This is a genomic window from Sulfuricella denitrificans skB26 (assembly GCF_000297055.2).
GTDB lineage: Bacteria > Pseudomonadota > Gammaproteobacteria > Burkholderiales > Sulfuricellaceae > Sulfuricella > Sulfuricella denitrificans.
The window spans coordinates 1-18,068 of sequence record NC_022358.1 but is presented as its reverse complement, the minus strand read 5'-3'; the positions used below and the strand labels follow the sequence as shown (position 1 = coordinate 18,068).

Here is an 18,068-nt window from a genome sequence, read left to right as displayed (position 1 = left end):
CAATCTACAAAGCATTGCCATGTGCAGCTCAGTTCTCGGTGATTAGCACCAAGAACTTTTTGATCAACACTTGACGATAGCAAAAGGACGAAACAAAAGCATGAGTGAATTGAATGATTTTTTTTTCGAATATCTGTCTTCATTGCCTCAGACTGTGGCAGGAAAGCCTTTTCTGCATGAAGGGGACCGCGACATAACGTTGCACTTCGATTTCGCAGCAACGCAAAGCCATATGCGCAAGTCCAATCCCGATAAGCTGGTTCTGGGTTACACCCGTACCATGATGGGTTTCCTGCTTTTTCATCCGAAACCGGAGCGGATCGCGATGATCGGTCTGGGTGGTGGGTCGTTGGCGAAGTATTGCTTGCGCCATGTCCCGGATGTGCACTTCACGGCGGTAGAAATCAACCCTAAGGTAATCGCCCTGCGCGATAAATTCCTGATTCCTCAGGACGGCCCCAATTTCGAGGTGGTTTGTGCCGACGGTGCCGTTTATGTCCGGGATCGCTCCAAACTTGTCGATGTGCTGCTCGTCGATGGCTTCGACCGGGATGGACACCCCGGACAATTATGCAGTGCAGGGTTCTACGATCATTGCTATGCCAAACTCCGGGATGGTGGCGTATTGGTAGTCAACATACTAAGTGGCGATCCCAAGTTCGGCACCTATGCCGCAAGAATCAGAGATAGCTTCAATGGTCAGGTCGTAATCGTGGAGGCGGAAGAGTGGGGAAACAAGATTGCCTTCGCATATAAAGGAAAAGATTTCCCACCTTTGGCGACCACGATGAGTGAGCGCATCCGGGATCTGGGGCCGACACACACTGTCGCTCTGCATACCATTGCACAAAAAGTGGCTCAGCGACTCAAGCAACGCACATCGTCGATTCCACAGTGATATTTTTTCAATGCGGCGCCAGACTACCGACAACGATGTATGTGCTTTCCGGAAAATTTCTATTCCTGGGTATCTCCCTGGCCGGATAGAGCCCATGCCAATGGTCACTGGATGCGACTCGGTAGAGACGGTTTGCTGGCGAACTCGGTTTTGTAGGATTTCTGAACACGGAAATAGCCATGCATAATGGCGCCCTTTAAATTACTACGATTTGAAAGCAAATATGTCTACCATCCCTGCCTGCCCCCAATGCACTATGGAAAATACATACCCTGACGGCATAAATTATGTTTGCGCCGACTGCGGATACGAGTGGCCGTTGGTGGATGACGCGCGCATCGATGACGCAGCGGTTGCGGTGGTAAAGGATGCCAATGGCAACGTGCTGGCCGATGGTGACTCAGTAGTCCTAGTCAAGGATTTAAAAGTTAAGGGTTCATCCATTACGCTTAAGGTGGGAACCAAAGTCAAGAGCATCCGATTAATCGGCGGCGACCACGAAGTGGATTGCAAGATGGACGCTGGCGACTTCGTGCTAAAAGCCTGCTTTCTGAGGAAAGTCTAACTGGCACTGTAGCCCCCCGATGTTCATTGTGGTTTCAGAACGTATGCGGCCTATTAATGGGTCGCAGGGCACTATCATACCGGCCAGAATGAAGGGGCTGGATGACTTTAAGCTGCTGACAGACCTTGACTAGCAAGGTGATGACCGACTGCTCCGGGTCAAAGGACTAAACCGCTCGCGCTTTTCTGGAAAAGCTGACATTCGAGTCGGCTACCCTGATTTCCCCAAAAAAGTCGTGCCTGACCGGTATTGGAGGGCGCGGTCATTCGTGCTGGATGACACAACTTATTAAAGCAGCCATTCGCCCGCACTATTTTGCCAGCCTCTCTGACAGGCGGCAATGGCCGAGAAGCGGAAATGCGCAGGGCGGCCACCACGTCCCGCAAAAATGGTTCAAAATAGCGCCTTTCCCTGCCGCCCCGGAACCTCATGATTACCAGCATCACCCAACGCATCGCCCAGGAACTCTCCGTTCATCCCAACCAGGTTCAAGCCGCTGTCGATCTGCTCGACGAGGGTGCCACGGTGCCATTTATTTCGCGCTACCGTAAGGAGGCCACTGGCAGTCTGGACGATACCCAGATGCGTAATCTGGAGGAGCGGCTGCGCTATCTGCGCGAGCTGGAGGATAGACGCTCTGCGATTCTCAAGAGCGTCACCGATCAAGGCAAGCTCACCCCTGAGCTGGAAAAGGACCTCCTTGGTGCCGACAGCAAAGTCCGGCTGGAAGACCTTTATTTGCCTTATAAGCCTAAACGCCGCACCAAAGCGATGATCGCCCGCGAGGCAGGTCTGGAGCCGCTGGCAGAGGCGCTGCTAGTCAATTTCATGCTGGTTCCGGAGGAAGCTGCGCTGGCCTACGTTGATGCCGGCAAAGGTGTGGCAGATGTCAAAGCCGCACTGGAAGGCGCACGCCATATTCTGATGGAAAAGTTTTCTGAAGACGCTGAATTGATCGGCAGATTGCGCGAACATCTATGGGATAACGCCATACTCAAATCCGCCGTAGTGGAAGGCAAGGAGACCGAAGGCGCGAAGTTTCGCGACTATTTCGATTCCCGTGAACCGTTGAAACGCGTGCCTTCGCACCGTGCGCTGGCACAACTGCGCGGCAGCAACGAGGGTTTTCTGTTTCGCACGCTGGTGCTGGAAGAAGACGAACAGGCACAGGGACGCACCGGACCACCCAACCGCTGTGAACAGATGATCGCACGGCGCTTCAATATTGCGGATCAGGGCCGACCCGCTGACAAGTGGCTGAATGAAACTGTGCGCTGGTCATGGCGGGTGAAGATTTTTCTGCACCTTGATCTGGAGTTGATCAACCGATTGCGAGAAACTGCCGAGACCGAAGCCATTCATGTCTTTGCGCGTAATCTGCATGACTTGTTGCTGGCGGCTCCAGCTGGACCGCGGACTACCATCGGCCTTGATCCCGGGTTGCGTAGCGGGGTGAAAATTGCAGTGGTGGACACAACCGGCAAGCTGGTCGATTTTGCGACGATTTATCCGCATGAACCCAAACGCGAGTGGGATAAATCTGTAGCCGTGATTGCAGCACTGGCCACCAAGCACCATGCCGAACTCATCAGCATCGGTAACGGTACTGCCTCACGCGAAACCGACAAGCTGGCGACCGAGGTGATAAAACGTTTTCCTGAGCTAAAATTACAAAAACTGGTGGTGTCCGAAGCGGGCGCCTCGGTGTATTCCGCTTCGGAACTAGCCGCACGTGAGTTTCCCGATGTCGACGTGACCATCCGTGGTGCGGTATCCATCGCTCGTCGCCTGCAAGACCCCCTCGCGGAACTGGTGAAAATTGACCCCAAGGCAATTGGTGTGGGCCAGTACCAGCATGATGTCAATCAGTACGAACTGGCACGCGGCCTGGATGCTGTCGTGGAGGACTGCGTCAACAAGGTAGGCGTAGACGTGAATACCGCTTCAGCGCCTTTGTTGGCAAGAATTTCCGGGCTGAACGCAACCCTTGCGGGCAATATCGTCAGCTATCGTGATGAGCACGGCGCTTTCCTCAACCGCACAGCTTTGAAGAAAGTCCCGCGCCTCGGCGACAAGACCTTTGAACAGGCCGCAGGGTTTTTGCGCATCATGAACGGCAACAACCCGCTCGATGCTTCTGCGGTGCACCCGGAAGCCTATCCGCTGGTGGAAAGCATCGTTGCGCGTCTCAACGTCAGCATCAAGTCGCTGATCGGTGACAGTACAACACTGCGCCGCCTGACGCCGACAGAATTCACGAATGATAAATTCGGACTGCCAACGGTCAAGGATATCCTGGCTGAACTGGAAAAGCCCGGGCGCGATCCGCGTCCGGAATTCAGGACGGCGGCTTTCCGGGACGGCGTGGAGGAGCTCAAGGATTTACAGCCCGGCATGATCCTCGAAGGGGTGGTGACCAATGTGGCCAACTTTGGGGCTTTTGTGGATATCGGGGTACATCAGGATGGGTTGGTCCACATCTCGGCGCTGGCGGAGAAGTTCGTCAAGGATCCACATACCATCGTCAAGGCGGGAGATGTGGTACGGGTCAAGGTCGTAGAGATCGATCCTGTTCGCCGACGCATTGCGCTGACCATGCGTCTCAGTGACGAGGCGGCACCAGCGGCATCAACGATACGCAGCGAACCTGCACGCAAACCCCAGGCCAAGCGCGAATCACCGCCTCAGGTAGGTGGTGCGATGGCCGCTGCTCTGGCGAAGTTGCGTGGGGGATGAGGACGAAATAGATAGAACAGAGCGTGGCTGGTGGCTTAAGATTCCGCCGCCGCCTTCAACCGCTCCAGTATCGCCACCGGGAAATCACACTCCTGGCGGTGTCCAAGTCAAATAATGCCGCAGGGTTTTAAATTTCATGCGCATGTCAATGTTGGTTTGCCTTGTCTAATGACTGAGCTACTGCAGCAGCACGAATTTCTTGTATAAATCGTTCCATTTTGGCCAGAATCAAAGGCTGTTTCGAGTCTAAATCTGATCGCGCAGCCGATATGATTTCCGTAACAGCGATACTCTTGCTTTCTGCCTCGAAAGCTATGGTTCGGATAAATTCACGGATCAAGTCTTGCGCCTGGTTTTTACTTTCCGCCAGAACATCGGGGGTTTTCCGGTAAGATTTTCCTGTGATTTCATTTTTAATACTGGCTTGCCAATGGGTTGATTGCCAGTTTTTCAAAGGCGTATCCCAAGCCAAAAAAACGATGGCATCCTCTATGGTCTGAACGGGGAAAGCTGCCGCCACCGCCACGTGCGCCTCTTTGTGTAAACGAGTTTGAAGCGCCAGTTTCTCGGCGGCATGGCGCTTTACTTCAGATTTGGCCTGATTGGCCTCGCCGGCCAGCTTGGAGAGCGTTTCACGACATTTTTGGAAAGTAGCGCATTCATCTGCCGTCAAACTTTCCACAAAAACCGCCTCAATATCAGTTAAGGCGGTTTTTGTGCGCTTCAAGGTCGAAGCCAGGGAAGTAATACCCTTGGTATTACCACCAAACTTTGATTTGTAGCGATCAGCAAGATCTGATTTTGTCATGGCTTAGGCCTGTCCGATTGGTAGAATCAGTTTTTTGCACGAGTCGGCGAATGGTGACAGTGCCATCCTTATGACGGCTTCCTCCCTCGAGGCTTGTCAGACGCACAAAACAAAAAAAGCCCGGCATAGGCACCGAGCTTTTTTACCTCTACGCTGAGAGGAAACACAAGAATACTCTTTTAGTTTCAAGAGGTCTTCCTACCCCTGCACTGAGGGGGAAAAACAAAAGACGCTTTCTCTGTTTAAGAGGTTTTCTTATCCCTACGCTGAGGGACAGATAAATTATAACTTGATTTAAAATCAAAAAACAATACCCTTTTAAAATTTTATTCCTGTTGCTTTTGAAAAGCACATTTTGGCACATTCATGCTGAACAGCGGGAAAACAAATTTATTTTAATCTGAGTTTCGATTGTGCCGAAATTCTTCAATCAGCTCTTCCTGGAGCCTGTTCTGCCGGCGCAATTTCTGAAGGGTGCGATATTGGCCCATGTCATTGCTCCAAAGGGCATCGAGGTAATCTTCAACAACCTCCTCAGGATCAGCGCCATTACGGATTTCTCGCCTGCCTATTGCAGCCGACAGAGCTAACATTAATATGGCTACCGCCATCATTATAAATAAAAAGATAGATAGCACGTTTCCATGCATTGCCTGGTATGTATTAAATCCCAACATAGAAATGGCAATTGAAGAAAAGAAAACCCCTAGCGACCAGATGCGTAGTATCTCGACGACTGCTAGCCATGTTAATAGGAATATGAGCGCTAGATACCCAAGGAAGTAGCCAAACTGCACATCACCTGCAGGGTTCGGAACATTTGCTCTAGGAAATAAAATGAAATCGATTGCCCAATAGCCCAGATAGGCCACCATAGAAATATTAACTAAACTCCAGAAGGAATAAAGCCCTGTTGGCTCACCGACGTATTCTTCCTTTAGATCAGATAGTTTATCGAACAGTACAGAGGTATCCATATTCATTATTTCCATATTTTGTGGATCACATTTCTACTTATAGTCATCATACCAAGCTCATTACGATTGAATGCATGCCAGCGACCGCCTGTAAATTTATATATAGGCAAATACGCCACCTACTGAAATCCGTTCCAGGCTCTAATCCTACTTATTGCGGTTGTTCGTCAGGCCCTTTAAAAAACCATCTGCAATGGCTGTTGTGAAAATATAGTAAAAAACCATTTTTACTGTAAACGAAACTGCTAATCCGATGCATATCACTCCGAACCACCAGATTAATGGGTTGGATACGACATACATCAGTTCTAGAATGCCTAAAAACGCGTACAGGGATGTGAAACCAATACTAATGTAGATTGGTTTGTGTTCTTCAATGTGATCTTTGATTTTGTCCTTGAAAGTCATTGTGTGCCTCACTTCTTTTTCATATTCAAATTAAGTTATTGTCGTCTTTAAGCAGGCGGGCTAGCCGTTCTGCAGGCTTGCAATTATTGTTCTTTGTCTGGGAAGAAAAAGACGCCTGAAACCTTGCCTTTAATGAGCTTCCCTCTTTGTTTGAGCCGGGCCTTAAAATCGGGATCATTAGCTGAAACGCTCTGTTTGGTGGCGTACACCAAATCTGTGACTTGCCCGTCATTGATTAGCAGCCACGCCTTCCCACCGCCTTTAAGCAGGTTTTCTGGAATCAGATATCGCTCTGATCTTTTTTTAATGGGTTCGATGACTGCGGTGAGTACGCCGCAACTGCCATCTAAAAGCGGGTGATTGTCCTGCCACCAGTCGTTGCCCAGGTCAGCTTTCAGTTCCATTCTGATGATGGTGCCGCGAGGATTTACATGTGCCGTAAACGGCAGTGGAGTGGTTTCTGGGCAAGTAGAGGCAAAGCGCATTGCGACCTCGTAAGCGAGGTTCTGCAATGAGTTACCTTCAATTATTTCTTCTGGTTTTCCGGTTAAATTTAAACTTAGAACATGTGTATGCATCGTTGTCTTCCTCTTAAGATTTGGATTTTTAGTGGGGGAGGGGATTCAAGTATCACCCATCGCTTTTAAGTCCTGAAAAACTCCAATGACTCATCATTCATCCTCACCATCCTGATTCACTTCCGGGCCCCAATCCATCTGCTCCAGCGTCAAGGCCAGTAAAAGGCAGGCTTCCCCGCTGGGCAAGTTGCTGGGCACGTAAAAACGCTCTGGAACGACCAGGATGCGAGTGAACCCAATCGCAACCTGGTAAAGGCCGCGTCCGTTTTGACCTGTAGACAAGGTGCCATAGACATCACGGCCATCGATCCCCTTGATTCTCCAGTACCAGACACTGGCTTTCTGTGACACGTTGTCGATTCGAAATGGCATATGAGTGAGATGCTGCGAGTTATTCGCTTCCGCCGACCAAATGAATTTGATCTCGGAAGTAACGATTGATATTTGACCCGCCATGGCAGGTCAAAGTGATCAGTCGCGTGCCTTTCCCCGTGTCATGATGAGTATTTCTCTGACACAAAGTGGATTGGAAATATAAAGAATTACAATCCAGATGCTACTTATAGTCTGTAGATTCAAAGTCGTCAAGAGCGGCACTCTTGCCTCTATGAAAAAAAGAAAAGAGCCCGTCCCGGCGAGACAGAGATTTGCAATAAACCTACGCAAAGCGCGGCTGATGCGTGGCATATCTCAGGAAGAGTTGGCTGAATTAGCTGAGTTACATCGGACCTATGTGGGGTCGGTCGAGAGGGGAGAGCGAAATATTAGTATCGACAATATTGAACGGCTCGCCAAGGCGCTACAATTGGAGATCATCGATTTACTGTAGAAATTTTTTTAAATTTAACTTTTTTAACCGGTAACTCAGTTGAATCCAGACTCAGAAACGGAGGCCAAGTTTTGCAGGGTGCAACTCAACTGTTTGGCATTCCTCCATCTGGAAAAATTACTTCAATTGCCCACTCTGCCAAGATGACCTCAACCCACCGGGACCTTATGATTGGATTGTTTATCAAAGTAGGTTAGCTGACAATTTGAATCAGTCATCTCTGATCAGCGAAGCCTAATCATAAGCGACCAATAATCACAAGCCAGAAAATCTGTACGTTGGTCTTCCCGTTTTATTGTCCACTGGGAACGCCTTCGCCCTGTCCCCTGTGAACAGGATAAATAATAACAATCAATTGGTTGCAATTTCCCCCGCCGCTTGCTAGTCTAAAAATGTCCCCAGAAAAAATCTGCCGTCTCTGAATGAAGAAGAAAATTCTTCCGAATTCCAGCAGAATGAAGCGAGATTTCCAAGCAACGATATATTTGTGTAATCCAGGATTGGAAGCATATGAAAGGCTATATAACCGGCATCGTGTCAACGCTTATGTATTTACCATGGTTACAGGTGCACCCGCTCCTGGCTATGACAGGGGTGACACTCACGGCCGTGACCGTGCTTATCTTTTGGACTGGCTTAATTCAGTTAAAAAGATAAGAAGTTGGTCGAGGCTCAATTCTCATAAAATCTTGTATGACGTATGCCTGGCACTTCAAGTGCGCTGTATCGTCACCATTTTTTGGCTGAAGAAGATCCCGTGCCAGGAAAAATGGGGTAGCAATGGCCAGGACGCCATTGTCACACTTGATCGGCTTTATTGCTTAAAGCGCTGCGAGATCTTTTCAATTACCGCATCCACATTTGAGTCACCACTCATTATGTTTGTGTCCGGCAACGTCACTTTGTTGGTCTTTTCTGGAACGGTATTTTCAGTGTCTGCATCAACGTCCAGTGACCGGTCTCCCTCGCTTATCTCAGTTGCTTCCGCAACATTATTATATTCAGGGAGTGAAGGTATCTCCGGCGCTTTAAAATATCTCTCTTTTACGTATTGTTCGAATTCCTCGATCGGAAATCGATCGAGAATACTCGCCACTTGGGCAAAGCCGGGAATCATCGCAATATATTGCATGTTTATGACTTGCAGTTCTTGTTTTTTGTTCTTCCACAATGATCCTGTAGAGAAGCCAACAACTGCACCCACAAAATATAAAATAACCCCCTCAAGAAGTGCCATGTATACACTTCGGGTCGCAACGGTATCCAGGAATAAGGACCCACTCGTAACAGGCAAAATACGAATGATCAGCAGGCAGGCGGAGGCGACGACAACGACTGACAAGACCGCACCGATGGATGCCAGCGAATTACACGCTATGGCTAGTCCAGCGGCTAAAAGAGCGCCTACTGATGCGACGAATAAACTGCTGAGAAGCCAATGACGATTGCGATAAATATCGAAAACTTCAAATCTTTGCGATAAGCCGACACCATTATTTTCAAATTTCTGCAGTGAATCCCCGCGAAATTGTGTGAGCTGGGACTCAACTTCTCGACACGGTGAGGTCTCGTTGCCATCACATATTCGCGCCGCTGTTGCAATCTCGATCAGGTCTGCTTGCGCTTCCTCGCAAAGCTGCTCATGCATCACCTGCATCTCAGCTTCAATTTTGTCAGGTGTCCATTTGTTACATTCCCGCATTCTCATTACCAAACGGGAAACATCGGGCCGCGACCAATCCGTGTCAATTTTTTGCTTTTTATAATAAAAGTCACTTTGTTTGTCGCAACCTCCCAGCAAAACGAGAAAAGCGGCTAAAATGAATTTGCGGGTAAACATCAAACTTCCTTTATCAAATTTTTCACATAAATATGTGTGATTCTAGAAAGCACTTCGGGTCGTGCTTTAACAAAACCGATTTGAACTGGCTGGCCAGATGCGCCATGACGTTCCCATCGGGGTATTTGTCGAGACAATGCCGATTTATACCGAGCGAGCGTTTCGGGGCAAGTATAAAAAATTAAATATCCGTAAAAATCCCCGCCCTCAATGGACTCCACGATACGAACCAGCATCATATGCAAGTCCCACCCACTTTTGCCGTCAAGCTCGACTTCAACGGCTATATTCTTTCCATTCACTATCCACTTAATGTCCGGATGTTTGCCAGTTGTGAAAGCTGCCTTGAGCAACCTTTCTGGCTCATATGATTCGATGAGATCAGCACTTCTCGCTGTCACTAACTGACAAGCCAATGTGTGGATAACTCCGCCTTGACGCATATGGCTTATGTCTGTGTCATAGTTTAATTCCATGTCATAACATTTCTTGCAATAATCAACGCCTTCCTTGGTCAGAAGATAGATAAACTTACTAGAAGAACGAGAGGACTCTGTTCTTTTTGTAAGCCCGCGATTAGATAAACGCGCCAGCGTATTTCTGTTTTTGTTATAGTCCAATCCAAGTGCCGTTGCAACAATGCGCTCTGTCGAAAATCGCCAAAAATAGAGCCATAGCAGGGATTTGTCTGTGGTGGACATATCAGTAACTCCCTGTAACGTGATGCCACTGGCGAGATATCCTGTAACCGAATAGTGACCCCTGGTAACACATCACACACGACTTGAATTCAGTATCTGCCGTGGCTTCCAGTTCATCTGCCGACTTGAAGGCCATCAAGTTACACGTCCGGCAATATTGTTTTTTTCGGGCAGTCGTTATCACAATCTTGCTGTAACAACTGATGAAGGCTGATAGAACTTCAAAATTAATTCCGCTTTGATTTAACATGCTCGTTTCCACGTAAACTTATTTATCACTAGTATGCCAAACCGAAGATAGCGTTTGCTGGCGTTTTTGGGCTATTCGTATATTTTGTTCAAAACAAAATAATGAAAATCATTTATCTACATATAGTTACAACATATTTATTTTTTTAAAATATTTTTCGTAACGTCACTCAGACAATCGCATTGAATCCGATTACCCCCGTACGAATCGATTCTTCAAACTTTCTGGATGGGCAGAATTTTAAGGGGGGCTTTGCCACTGCATTTGTGATTTTTTTGAAAGACGTAAGTCAAATTTGGGCAAACGAAGTGGCCAGGCCGGAGGCAAACCTCGCAGGGAGGCGGTTGATTGTTTTTGGGATCGGTTGCCGATTTTCCACGGGCAAAGCCGGTGGAAAACAAAAAAATCAACGGGCGGATGCGGAAGTATCCACGCTCGTTGATATTCTGTGGTTTTTTGAATTTAAGGCTGGAGTGGCCAATAAAGAACTGCCACTTTTGCTGCCAGAAAAGTCATGGAAACGTACGAGGGCGCTGTCTAGAGGTGAAAATGAACCACAAAACCACCTGCATCTGCCAACGTAGTTGGCATTATATCTATCTAGATTTTGCCTGCCAAGAGAACATTCTTGACCTGTGTTCTGTTTTTCTTTCAACAGATTTTCTGAATATTTTCTTCCTAGGACCAACAGCACAACCAGACAGATGCCCATTCCGTCCTGGTATTTTGCGTCTTATCGCCTTCTCGCCTTCTCGATTAACCCCCGCCAGCGAAATCTCCAACTCATTAATTTCATCCCACTGAACGTCGATGCGTAACCCTTCAGGTATCGCCAACAGTTCCTTCAGTCGAACTCTGGGCGATAACGGTTCTGCCTCACCCATGACCAATCTCTCTCACCCCTCCACCGCCTCAATCAACTCCTTTGAGTCATGCGCCGGACTATTCACCGCACGACTCACCGGATAAGCCTCCATAAACCGCTCAGGATATGGCTGCACCATTTCCTGAATTTTTATCACATCCGTTAATCCCTTATCCAGCCATGACCCGTAATGCTCAGGCCGAATAATCACCGGCATCCGCTCATGGATCTTCGCCATCAGCGGATTCGCATTAATGGTGAGAATCGTAAATGTTTTCACCTCACCTTCAGGACCCTGCCAGTGCTCCAGTAATCCCCCCATCCCCATCGGCTCATTGTCTTTCAACCGAATCAGATAAGGCTGCTTCCCGTTCTTGACCACCCACTCATAGAACCCATCCGCCGGCACCAATATGCGGCTTTTACGATAGGCATGCCGAAACATTGGCTTGATGGCGGCGGTTTCCGCCTTCGCATTGATCGGTTGTTGCAACTCTGCCGAGTCTTTCACCCAGGAAGGAATCAAACCCCAACGGGCCTCGATAAAAACCCGATTACCGGTCGCATCCAAACCAATCACCGGCACCGTCTGGCTGGGTGCAATATTGAAGCGCGGCTTCAAGTCCAATTCGTTGGTCGTGCCGAAATGAGCCTTGAGAGCAGCAGGAGATCCATGAAGAGTATAGCGTCCACACATGCTCTCATTTTAACCCAGGCGGCCCGCATTGTCTGAGCCGTGGACTAGCATCGCACCACCGCCAGCTCACCCCAGTCCGTGGTATAGCAGGGTGATTTATTCCCCTGCTTCATCTGCCAATGCTTTCTGACGCCAGCGCTGGCAATAAAGAGTGAATCCTTGCCCCTTTTCCGATTAATCAAATCCATCGTCTGCATCAGACGGGCGGATTCTTCATCCGCCCCTTCATCTGCAAACAAGGAATTTTGTTGAGTGGCTGCCGGAGAGAGATTCATCAGCATCACCCCGGCCTTGGCGTACCGATACCCCGGCCGATAGATCTGCCTCAAGCCCCACAACACCGCTTTAACCAGCTTCTTGGTATCACTGGTCGCATCCGGCAAGGGGATAGTCAAACCCTGACTATATTGAGGGTCCTCTTCTCTAAATGGACTGGTGCAAATAAACACGTGAATTGCACCCGCCACCGAGGCCTGACGCCGCAATTTCTCTGCCGCCCGGCTGGCATGGCTGGTCACCGCCTCGCGCAGATCGGTCAAAAGCATGACCGGCGCTCCGAAGGAGCGACTGCACATGATCTGCTGCTTGGCTGGCGCCATTTCTTCCAGCGCCAGACAGGAAATCCCCCGCAACTCCATCACCGTCCGTTCCACCACCACCGACAACGAACGCCGGATTTGTCCGGCATCCGCCTGCTTCAGATCCAGCACAGTATGAATCTGCATGGCAGCAAGTTTCTCCTGGATCTTTCTGCCGACTCCCCAGACCTCACCGACTTCGATACTGGCCATTAATGCATGCAGCTCAGATTCAGACAGCGAGCCCAGATCACACACCCCATTCCACTGTGGCCGTTTCTTTGCCACATGGTTGGCCAGCTTCGCCAGGGTTTTAGAAGAACCGATTCCCACACACACCGGAATACCCGTCCAGCGGTGTACCCGCTGGCGGATGATCTGGCCGTACCCGGACAGATCAAACCCAAACCCATCCAGCTTCAGAAAACATTCATCAATGGAATACACCTCCTGGTCAGGAGAGAACATCCTCAACACCGACATCATGCGGTTACTCAGATCGGCGTACAGGGTGTAGTTGGATGAAAGCGCGATGATGCCATGTTGTCTGGCCAGATCTTTCATCTGGAACCAGGGAGTGCCCATCTTCACCCCCAGTGCCTTGACCTCAAGGGAGCGCGCGACAGCGCAACCATCATTATTTGACAGCACCACCACTGGTTTGCCTTCCAGCTTCGGGTTGAACACCCGTTCACAGGAGACATAGAAGTTATTCCCATCAACCAGGGCAAAGGTTGTCATACCGACTTGATGACCTTGGTCACTACCCCCCAGATCACCATCTCCTGCCCGTCCTTGAATTCGATATCCGCAAAATCAGCACTCTCAGCTACCAGCTTCACCACCCCGTCACGCTGAAAGAAGCGCTTCACGGTCAGTTCGCCATCTACGACAGCCACCACAATACGGCCATGCGCAGGAGTAACAGCCCGGTCCACGATCAGCTCATCCCCATCATCAATCCCGGCCCCCACCATGGAGTGACCTCTTACTCGAAGAAAGAAAGTCGCTTCACGGTGCTGGATCAGTTCTTCATTGAGATCGATCCGTTTCTCGATGTAGTCGTCCGCAGGAGACGGGAAGCCGGCACGCACGGAGTGGCTCATGAGAGGGATGGCCAGGAAGGGAGGCTGTTCTGCCAGTGCATGGACCTCCAGCCAGGAAGGAACACGAACGACCGGAGAAGATTTAAGGCGCTGCACCAGCGCCACGACAGTTTCCTTGTGACTGACAGGCACACGGAGGGTGACGGTGGGTTCGGAGACGGGTTTTCTGCCGGAGCCGGGACGGGGACCGCCCCAGGAGTTTTGAGTCATAGTGATCTGATCTTGGTTTGTGTTACGGGAATCAAGAGTAGATCAGGGCATGGGCAAATGTCAAACTCATGCAGATTTTTTCCTTGGAATTAATGTGTATCAACTCGCCACACCGAATATCTTTTGTTATGGCCGTATTTAGTCGGTTACGCAGTCATTGTTGATATAGCTTAAAAAGCACAGGAAAATACATGCACTCATAATTTAGTTGTGTAGCAACTTGCTACAATCGATACATATTCATAATTTACTCGAGCACTTTTCACGTAGGTGGCAGTAAAAAATAGTCGGACAACAACATCAGGCCGATTACAAAAAGAGGTGAAATATTATTTTCAGCAGGGAACACAAGCTCATAATTTGCCAGTATGTTGCAGCGCTACAGACACCACCTTTTTGTCACTCATCGACTCATAATTGGTCTGTATGTCACAGCACTACAGGCACCACCTTTTTGTCACTCTTCGCCTGATAATTCTCCAGTATGTCTCTACACCACTGATACCGCCCCTTAATCGCTCATCCCCTCATAATTTGCCAGTATGTTGCAGCGCTACAGACACCACCTTTTTGTCACTCATCAACACATAATTCGTCAGTATATCGAAGCACTACTGATACCACCTTTTTGTCACTCATTCAGCTTTACGGTTTTAGTTAACTGTAAGAACGCTTCAAATAGAACATCTGACTAGATCTAACAAGCGTTTTAATTCCACACAACTAATGAGAGCATGCGCTTACTATTGTTATCGAATTGAGGTCACTGATCGTGTAAGAGAATAAGGGATACTTGTAAGCAACGATGTTCAATCCTTTGAGGCTAAGCCTTACGACTGATTTCAAATAAGGGGGGTAAAAATGATGAAAGTCGAACTGATCGACCAGGATATTTTCGATTACATTAAGCACTTTTGTAACATGGGACATTTCCACTAAACGTTGGTGTTTGGCAGCCTGGCCAAATATTTTTCTAGTTGGCGTAACCCGCATAAAGTGGCAGCAACGAGCCAAGCTTGAGATTCAAAACAGGGATAATCTCATCACGGTCCATGTACAAATGAAACTATTATTTACTTTGCGCAACAAGGTTATCCAGAAAATCGCGAATCGCTTGCTCTTGTTTTTCCGTAATTGATGTCGATTTTAGTTTGATTACAAGATTGCGAGTGTCGCGTGTAATGGAGCCGATCCGAATTCCATCTTTCGTTAACGGAGTAGCCATTCGTAGTGAACTTCTTACAGTTTCACCTCGAAGGGTACGAGTCACATAATCGGCAACTTTAGTCTGGTCTAATTCTTTGGAAATCACTAAATCAATAGCTGAACGAAGGGCATTAAGTGCTTCTGGGGTGCTATTTTCACGAGTTAATAATGATTTTATATCTGCTGCAGCTGTACGCGAAAGTAATCGCGGGTCTTTTTCTAGTTTTTCAATAATGAATGAGGGCAACGCATCATAAGCAAAATATCGGTACATATCTTCACGATTCATACCAAGCCCTTCAGCTAGCTTGGTTCGCGAGGGAAATAGGGCTTCTACTTGCCGAATTGCTTTCCCAATTTCAAAATCTGTTAAGTCTTCTCTATCAATGTTTTCAGCTAAGGCAGCAACTGCCAGATCATCGTCTGATGCATCTTGTACGATTGCTTCAATTACCCGCCTTTCTAAGTGGATGTGGGCACGCCAACGGCGTTCACCTGCGATTAGCTGATAACGATCATTTTGTTTTCGAACTGTTATTGGTTGAATCAAGCCTGTTTCAAGAATTGACTGTGCGAGTGATTGCAACTCTTTTTCTGGAAATATTGTCCTTGGTTGATATGGATTAGGATCAATTTTTTCAATTGAAATCATCATGTGTTGTCGACCCAAATCGACGGTAGGCTCTTGTTCCGCCTGGGCATGGCGTTCTTGATTTGCTAATAATTTAGCCGCCAGCTTGGTTTTCATATCACTCGCCATCAGTTGGCTCCTTTGTTACGACGATTTTGGTTTCTTGAACTATCCATCGAGCCAATTCTTTAAATTCACGTGCCACTTTAGAGGTACGATCTATTGAGTGAATGCTTGACTGTGCGATAGCTGCTTGAGCTACCTTTGTTGAAGTTGGAATTTTAATTGGGATTAAGCGCCCAATCTGATCTCTTGCAGCGTTCTCAATTAATTTACATACTGTTTGGCGTTCATCGTGTCGAATTAAAAGCGCTCCAAGAAGTTCTAAGGAAGGATTTATTTTGCGAATCTTAGTACAGTGACGCATTAAATCGCCGACACCATAAAGACCATATTGGCTACCTGATTCAATTGGAACAATTACGTGTGTAGCAACAGCTAATGCGTTGCTAGTCAATAATTTAAGGGATGGTGGCGTGTCAATTAGAATGACATCAAATAAGCCTTGTAACGGCTCTAGCTTATGACGCAATTCTTCTGATGGCCGTGGTGTTTGTTCTCGAATTTCATCTTCAGTACGTCCCAGTGCCAAACTCCCATAAATAAGGGATACGTTTTCAAGCATGGTGTCTTCATTGATTGCTTGTGGGAGTCTTTCAATGTCTGAAGTTAAGAGCTCTGCACAGGTAACCGTTATTTCAGAAGGGTGTTTTTTTCCAATATGCATTGATGCATTAGCTTGTGGATCCATATCTACAACCAGAACTCGAAGACCTAATCTTCCAAATTCACTCGCTAAATTAACTACCGTTGTAGTTTTACCACATCCACCTTTATGATTTGCTACTGCGATTACTATGGTTTCATTAGGCATTTGTGTTCACTCCATCAATTTAGTGTGTTCAATGTTACGCTGGATTTTAAATGATGTGTAGTGTTTTTGTTTGTGGAACGGGTTTTTGTTGAAGCAAATAAATAAAAGCTGGTGATGTTTTTAATATATTTTTAGTTATTTATAAAAAACTTTTTAAACTTGTTTTTAAGGAAACCCGTGCCTCAATATAAATGAATATTATCATATAGATATGAGCATATAATTTTTGCGTGTTGTGACAAAAAGGTGGTGTGTGTGGACAAAAAGGTGGCGTGAAGTGACAGATAGGTGCTTTAAAGTGACAAAAAGGTGGCGTCGAGTGACAGATAGGTGCTGTTATCCACAATGAAATCTGATTTCATTTGTTATCCACAATAAGTGACAAAAAGGTGGTGATCAAAGCGTGTGTGACGACTTGACTTGATTTTGTCACTCTTTTATTATAACGACATCAATAAAAGGTGTCACTGATGACGGATGAGGCTGAAGATCCAGAACTTGTTCCTGACGAACAAGAGTTTCCTGTTGGGCCAGTAAGTTTTGGCGGATTAACTGACAATATTGTTGCCAAATCTAATGCTTTAGTCCGAGCGTCTTATAAATTAAATCTCCAGGAACAACGTCTAGTTCTTGCGGCCATTAGTAAACTTGACTCACGTCGCCCCTTTAGTACTCCCAAGCACTCCCAAACTTCAGTACGCATAAGTGCGGTAGAGTTTGGAGCGACATTTGGCATCGATAAGCGAAAAGCCTACGAAGAACTTAAAGAGGCAACAAACGAACTTTTTGAACGCCGGATTACTGAAGTCAATGGTAAACAAACTACCAAAATGCGTTGGGTCTCAAAAGTCCAGTACCACGACGGCGAGGGGTGGGCTGAGCTCACATTTTCTATGGATGTGTTGCCCTTGCTCACTTTGCTACGTGAAAAATTTACAACGTATAGTTTGCAGCGTGTTGCAGGCCTTCGAAGTACTTATTCGATCCGGATTTTCGAAATGCTGGCTCAATTTTCTAGTACAGGACTTCTTCGTATAGATTTGGCTGATTTGATACGTCAGCTTGATTTGCCCTATGTCAGATATGCAGATGTTGCTCGGCGAGTGATTAAGCCTGCGGTCGAAGAATTGCAAGTGAAATCTAACCTTGAAATTGAATGGAGGTCTATTAAAGAGGGTCGAGCAGTTAAATCCATTGAATTTCGTTTTAGGGAGGCTATCCAGGGAAAATTGGATCTTGCTGAAAGTTAAC

At 47.5% G+C, this 18,068-nt stretch carries 17 protein-coding genes; 6 read left to right on the top strand and 11 right to left on the bottom strand.

Translation table 11 applies throughout. From position 1 onward, the window contains the following. Window positions 1–100: 100 nt before the first annotated feature. From SCD_RS15115 to SCD_RS15105, 3 genes are all read left to right on the top strand, one after another. Complete coding sequence (locus SCD_RS15115; RefSeq protein WP_009207769.1) at window positions 101–898, top strand: spermine/spermidine synthase domain-containing protein; 798 nt, start codon at window positions 101–103, stop codon at window positions 896–898. A 223-nt stretch (window positions 899–1,121) separates the two neighbouring features. Then, complete coding sequence (locus SCD_RS15110) at window positions 1,122–1,463, top strand: zinc ribbon domain-containing protein YjdM (protein WP_021035840.1); 342 nt, start codon at window positions 1,122–1,124, stop codon at window positions 1,461–1,463. 432 nt (window positions 1,464–1,895) lie between these two features. Continuing rightward, window positions 1,896–4,199, top strand: a complete 2,304-nt coding sequence (locus tag SCD_RS15105) for a Tex family protein (RefSeq protein ID WP_041674346.1) — start codon at window positions 1,896–1,898, stop codon at window positions 4,197–4,199. A gap of 145 nt (window positions 4,200–4,344) precedes the next feature. Here the strand turns inward: SCD_RS15105 and SCD_RS15100 are convergent, their stop codons facing one another. The 4 genes from SCD_RS15100 to SCD_RS15080 form a co-directional block, all read right to left on the bottom strand. Then, window positions 4,345–5,007 (bottom strand): hypothetical protein, encoded by a 663-nt coding sequence (locus SCD_RS15100; RefSeq protein WP_041674327.1) that lies wholly within the window; start codon window positions 5,005–5,007, stop codon window positions 4,345–4,347. Window positions 5,008–5,402: 395 nt separating this feature from the next. Continuing rightward, window positions 5,403–5,990, bottom strand: coding sequence for a hypothetical protein (locus SCD_RS15095; RefSeq protein ID WP_021035839.1), 588 nt, complete (start codon window positions 5,988–5,990; stop codon window positions 5,403–5,405). Between the two features lie 485 nt (window positions 5,991–6,475). Continuing rightward, entirely contained in the window at window positions 6,476–6,970 is a 495-nt protein-coding gene (locus tag SCD_RS15085; RefSeq protein ID WP_009207763.1) for a hypothetical protein, read from the bottom strand. A gap of 93 nt (window positions 6,971–7,063) precedes the next feature. Next, window positions 7,064–7,342 carry a hypothetical protein gene (locus SCD_RS15080; protein ID WP_148290872.1) on the bottom strand — a complete coding sequence of 93 codons (279 nt, stop codon included), beginning with the start codon at window positions 7,340–7,342 and terminating at the stop codon, window positions 7,064–7,066. Between the two features lie 181 nt (window positions 7,343–7,523). Between SCD_RS15080 and SCD_RS15075 the strand changes: the two genes are divergently transcribed. After that, window positions 7,524–7,799 carry a helix-turn-helix domain-containing protein gene (locus SCD_RS15075; protein ID WP_332370313.1) on the top strand — a complete coding sequence of 92 codons (276 nt, stop codon included), beginning with the start codon at window positions 7,524–7,526 and terminating at the stop codon, window positions 7,797–7,799. Window positions 7,800–8,613: 814 nt separating this feature from the next. On the opposite strand, the gene SCD_RS15070 is transcribed toward SCD_RS15075, so the two are convergent. Together SCD_RS15070 and SCD_RS15065 are read right to left on the bottom strand one after the other, a co-directional pair. After that, window positions 8,614–9,639: a hypothetical protein gene (locus SCD_RS15070; protein ID WP_009207760.1), complete on the bottom strand. Its 1,026-nt coding sequence runs from the start codon at window positions 9,637–9,639 to the stop codon at window positions 8,614–8,616. Next, entirely contained in the window at window positions 9,639–10,340 is a 702-nt protein-coding gene (locus SCD_RS15065) for a hypothetical protein (RefSeq protein WP_009207759.1), read from the bottom strand. The genes SCD_RS15070 and SCD_RS15065 overlap by 1 nt, the downstream gene beginning before the upstream one ends. 432 nt (window positions 10,341–10,772) lie before the next feature. Between SCD_RS15065 and SCD_RS15055 the strand changes: the two genes are divergently transcribed. Continuing rightward, window positions 10,773–11,174: a hypothetical protein gene (locus tag SCD_RS15055; RefSeq protein WP_041674322.1), complete on the top strand. Its 402-nt coding sequence runs from the start codon at window positions 10,773–10,775 to the stop codon at window positions 11,172–11,174. Between the two features lie 312 nt (window positions 11,175–11,486). Here the strand turns inward: SCD_RS15055 and SCD_RS15050 are convergent, their stop codons facing one another. The 5 genes from SCD_RS15050 to SCD_RS16260 form a co-directional block, all read right to left on the bottom strand. Then, on the bottom strand, window positions 11,487–12,152 hold the full coding sequence (locus tag SCD_RS15050) for an SOS response-associated peptidase (protein ID WP_009207758.1): 666 nt from the start codon (window positions 12,150–12,152) through the stop codon (window positions 11,487–11,489). A 44-nt stretch (window positions 12,153–12,196) separates the two neighbouring features. After that, complete coding sequence (locus SCD_RS15045; protein ID WP_009207757.1) at window positions 12,197–13,471, bottom strand: Y-family DNA polymerase; 1,275 nt, start codon at window positions 13,469–13,471, stop codon at window positions 12,197–12,199. Next, window positions 13,468–14,046 carry a LexA family protein gene (locus SCD_RS15040; protein WP_009207756.1) on the bottom strand — a complete coding sequence of 193 codons (579 nt, stop codon included), beginning with the start codon at window positions 14,044–14,046 and terminating at the stop codon, window positions 13,468–13,470. Before SCD_RS15040 ends, SCD_RS15045 begins: the two co-directional genes overlap by 4 nt. A 1,069-nt stretch (window positions 14,047–15,115) precedes the next feature. Then, window positions 15,116–16,000, bottom strand: coding sequence for a ParB/RepB/Spo0J family partition protein (locus tag SCD_RS15035; protein ID WP_232504479.1), 885 nt, complete (start codon window positions 15,998–16,000; stop codon window positions 15,116–15,118). Between the two features lies 1 nt (window position 16,001). Next, window positions 16,002–16,817: a ParA family protein gene (locus SCD_RS16260; RefSeq protein WP_009207754.1), complete on the bottom strand. Its 816-nt coding sequence runs from the start codon at window positions 16,815–16,817 to the stop codon at window positions 16,002–16,004. Between the two features lie 470 nt (window positions 16,818–17,287). Here SCD_RS16260 and SCD_RS15030 point away from each other — a divergent pair, with 470 nt between their 5' ends. Next, complete coding sequence (locus SCD_RS15030) at window positions 17,288–18,067, top strand: replication initiation protein (RefSeq protein ID WP_009207753.1); 780 nt, start codon at window positions 17,288–17,290, stop codon at window positions 18,065–18,067. Window position 18,068: the final 1 nt, after the last annotated feature.

Excerpts from the sequence above, each read along its gene's own strand:
- SCD_RS15080 (WP_148290872.1), bottom strand. The coding sequence starts at position 7,342 with ATGCCATTTCGAATCGACAACGTGTCACAGAAAGCCAGTGTCTGGTAC.
- SCD_RS15115 (WP_009207769.1), top strand. The coding sequence starts at position 101 with ATGAGTGAATTGAATGATTTTTTTTTCGAATATCTGTCTTCATTGCCT.
- SCD_RS15095 (WP_021035839.1), bottom strand. The coding sequence starts at position 5,990 with ATGAATATGGATACCTCTGTACTGTTCGATAAACTATCTGATCTAAAG.
- SCD_RS15085 (WP_009207763.1), bottom strand. The coding sequence starts at position 6,970 with ATGCATACACATGTTCTAAGTTTAAATTTAACCGGAAAACCAGAAGAA.
- SCD_RS15075 (WP_332370313.1), top strand. The coding sequence starts at position 7,524 with ATGCTACTTATAGTCTGTAGATTCAAAGTCGTCAAGAGCGGCACTCTT.
- SCD_RS16260 (WP_009207754.1), bottom strand. The coding sequence starts at position 16,817 with ATGCCTAATGAAACCATAGTAATCGCAGTAGCAAATCATAAAGGTGGA.
- SCD_RS15065 (WP_009207759.1), bottom strand. The coding sequence starts at position 10,340 with ATGTCCACCACAGACAAATCCCTGCTATGGCTCTATTTTTGGCGATTT.
- SCD_RS15045 (WP_009207757.1), bottom strand. The coding sequence starts at position 13,471 with ATGACAACCTTTGCCCTGGTTGATGGGAATAACTTCTATGTCTCCTGT.
- SCD_RS15050 (WP_009207758.1), bottom strand. The coding sequence starts at position 12,152 with ATGTGTGGACGCTATACTCTTCATGGATCTCCTGCTGCTCTCAAGGCT.
- SCD_RS15030 (WP_009207753.1), top strand. The coding sequence starts at position 17,288 with ATGACGGATGAGGCTGAAGATCCAGAACTTGTTCCTGACGAACAAGAG.
- SCD_RS15100 (WP_041674327.1), bottom strand. The coding sequence starts at position 5,007 with ATGACAAAATCAGATCTTGCTGATCGCTACAAATCAAAGTTTGGTGGT.
- SCD_RS15110 (WP_021035840.1), top strand. The coding sequence starts at position 1,122 with ATGTCTACCATCCCTGCCTGCCCCCAATGCACTATGGAAAATACATAC.
- SCD_RS15035 (WP_232504479.1), bottom strand. The coding sequence starts at position 16,000 with ATGAAAACCAAGCTGGCGGCTAAATTATTAGCAAATCAAGAACGCCAT.
- SCD_RS15070 (WP_009207760.1), bottom strand. The coding sequence starts at position 9,639 with ATGTTTACCCGCAAATTCATTTTAGCCGCTTTTCTCGTTTTGCTGGGA.
- SCD_RS15040 (WP_009207756.1), bottom strand. The coding sequence starts at position 14,046 with ATGACTCAAAACTCCTGGGGCGGTCCCCGTCCCGGCTCCGGCAGAAAA.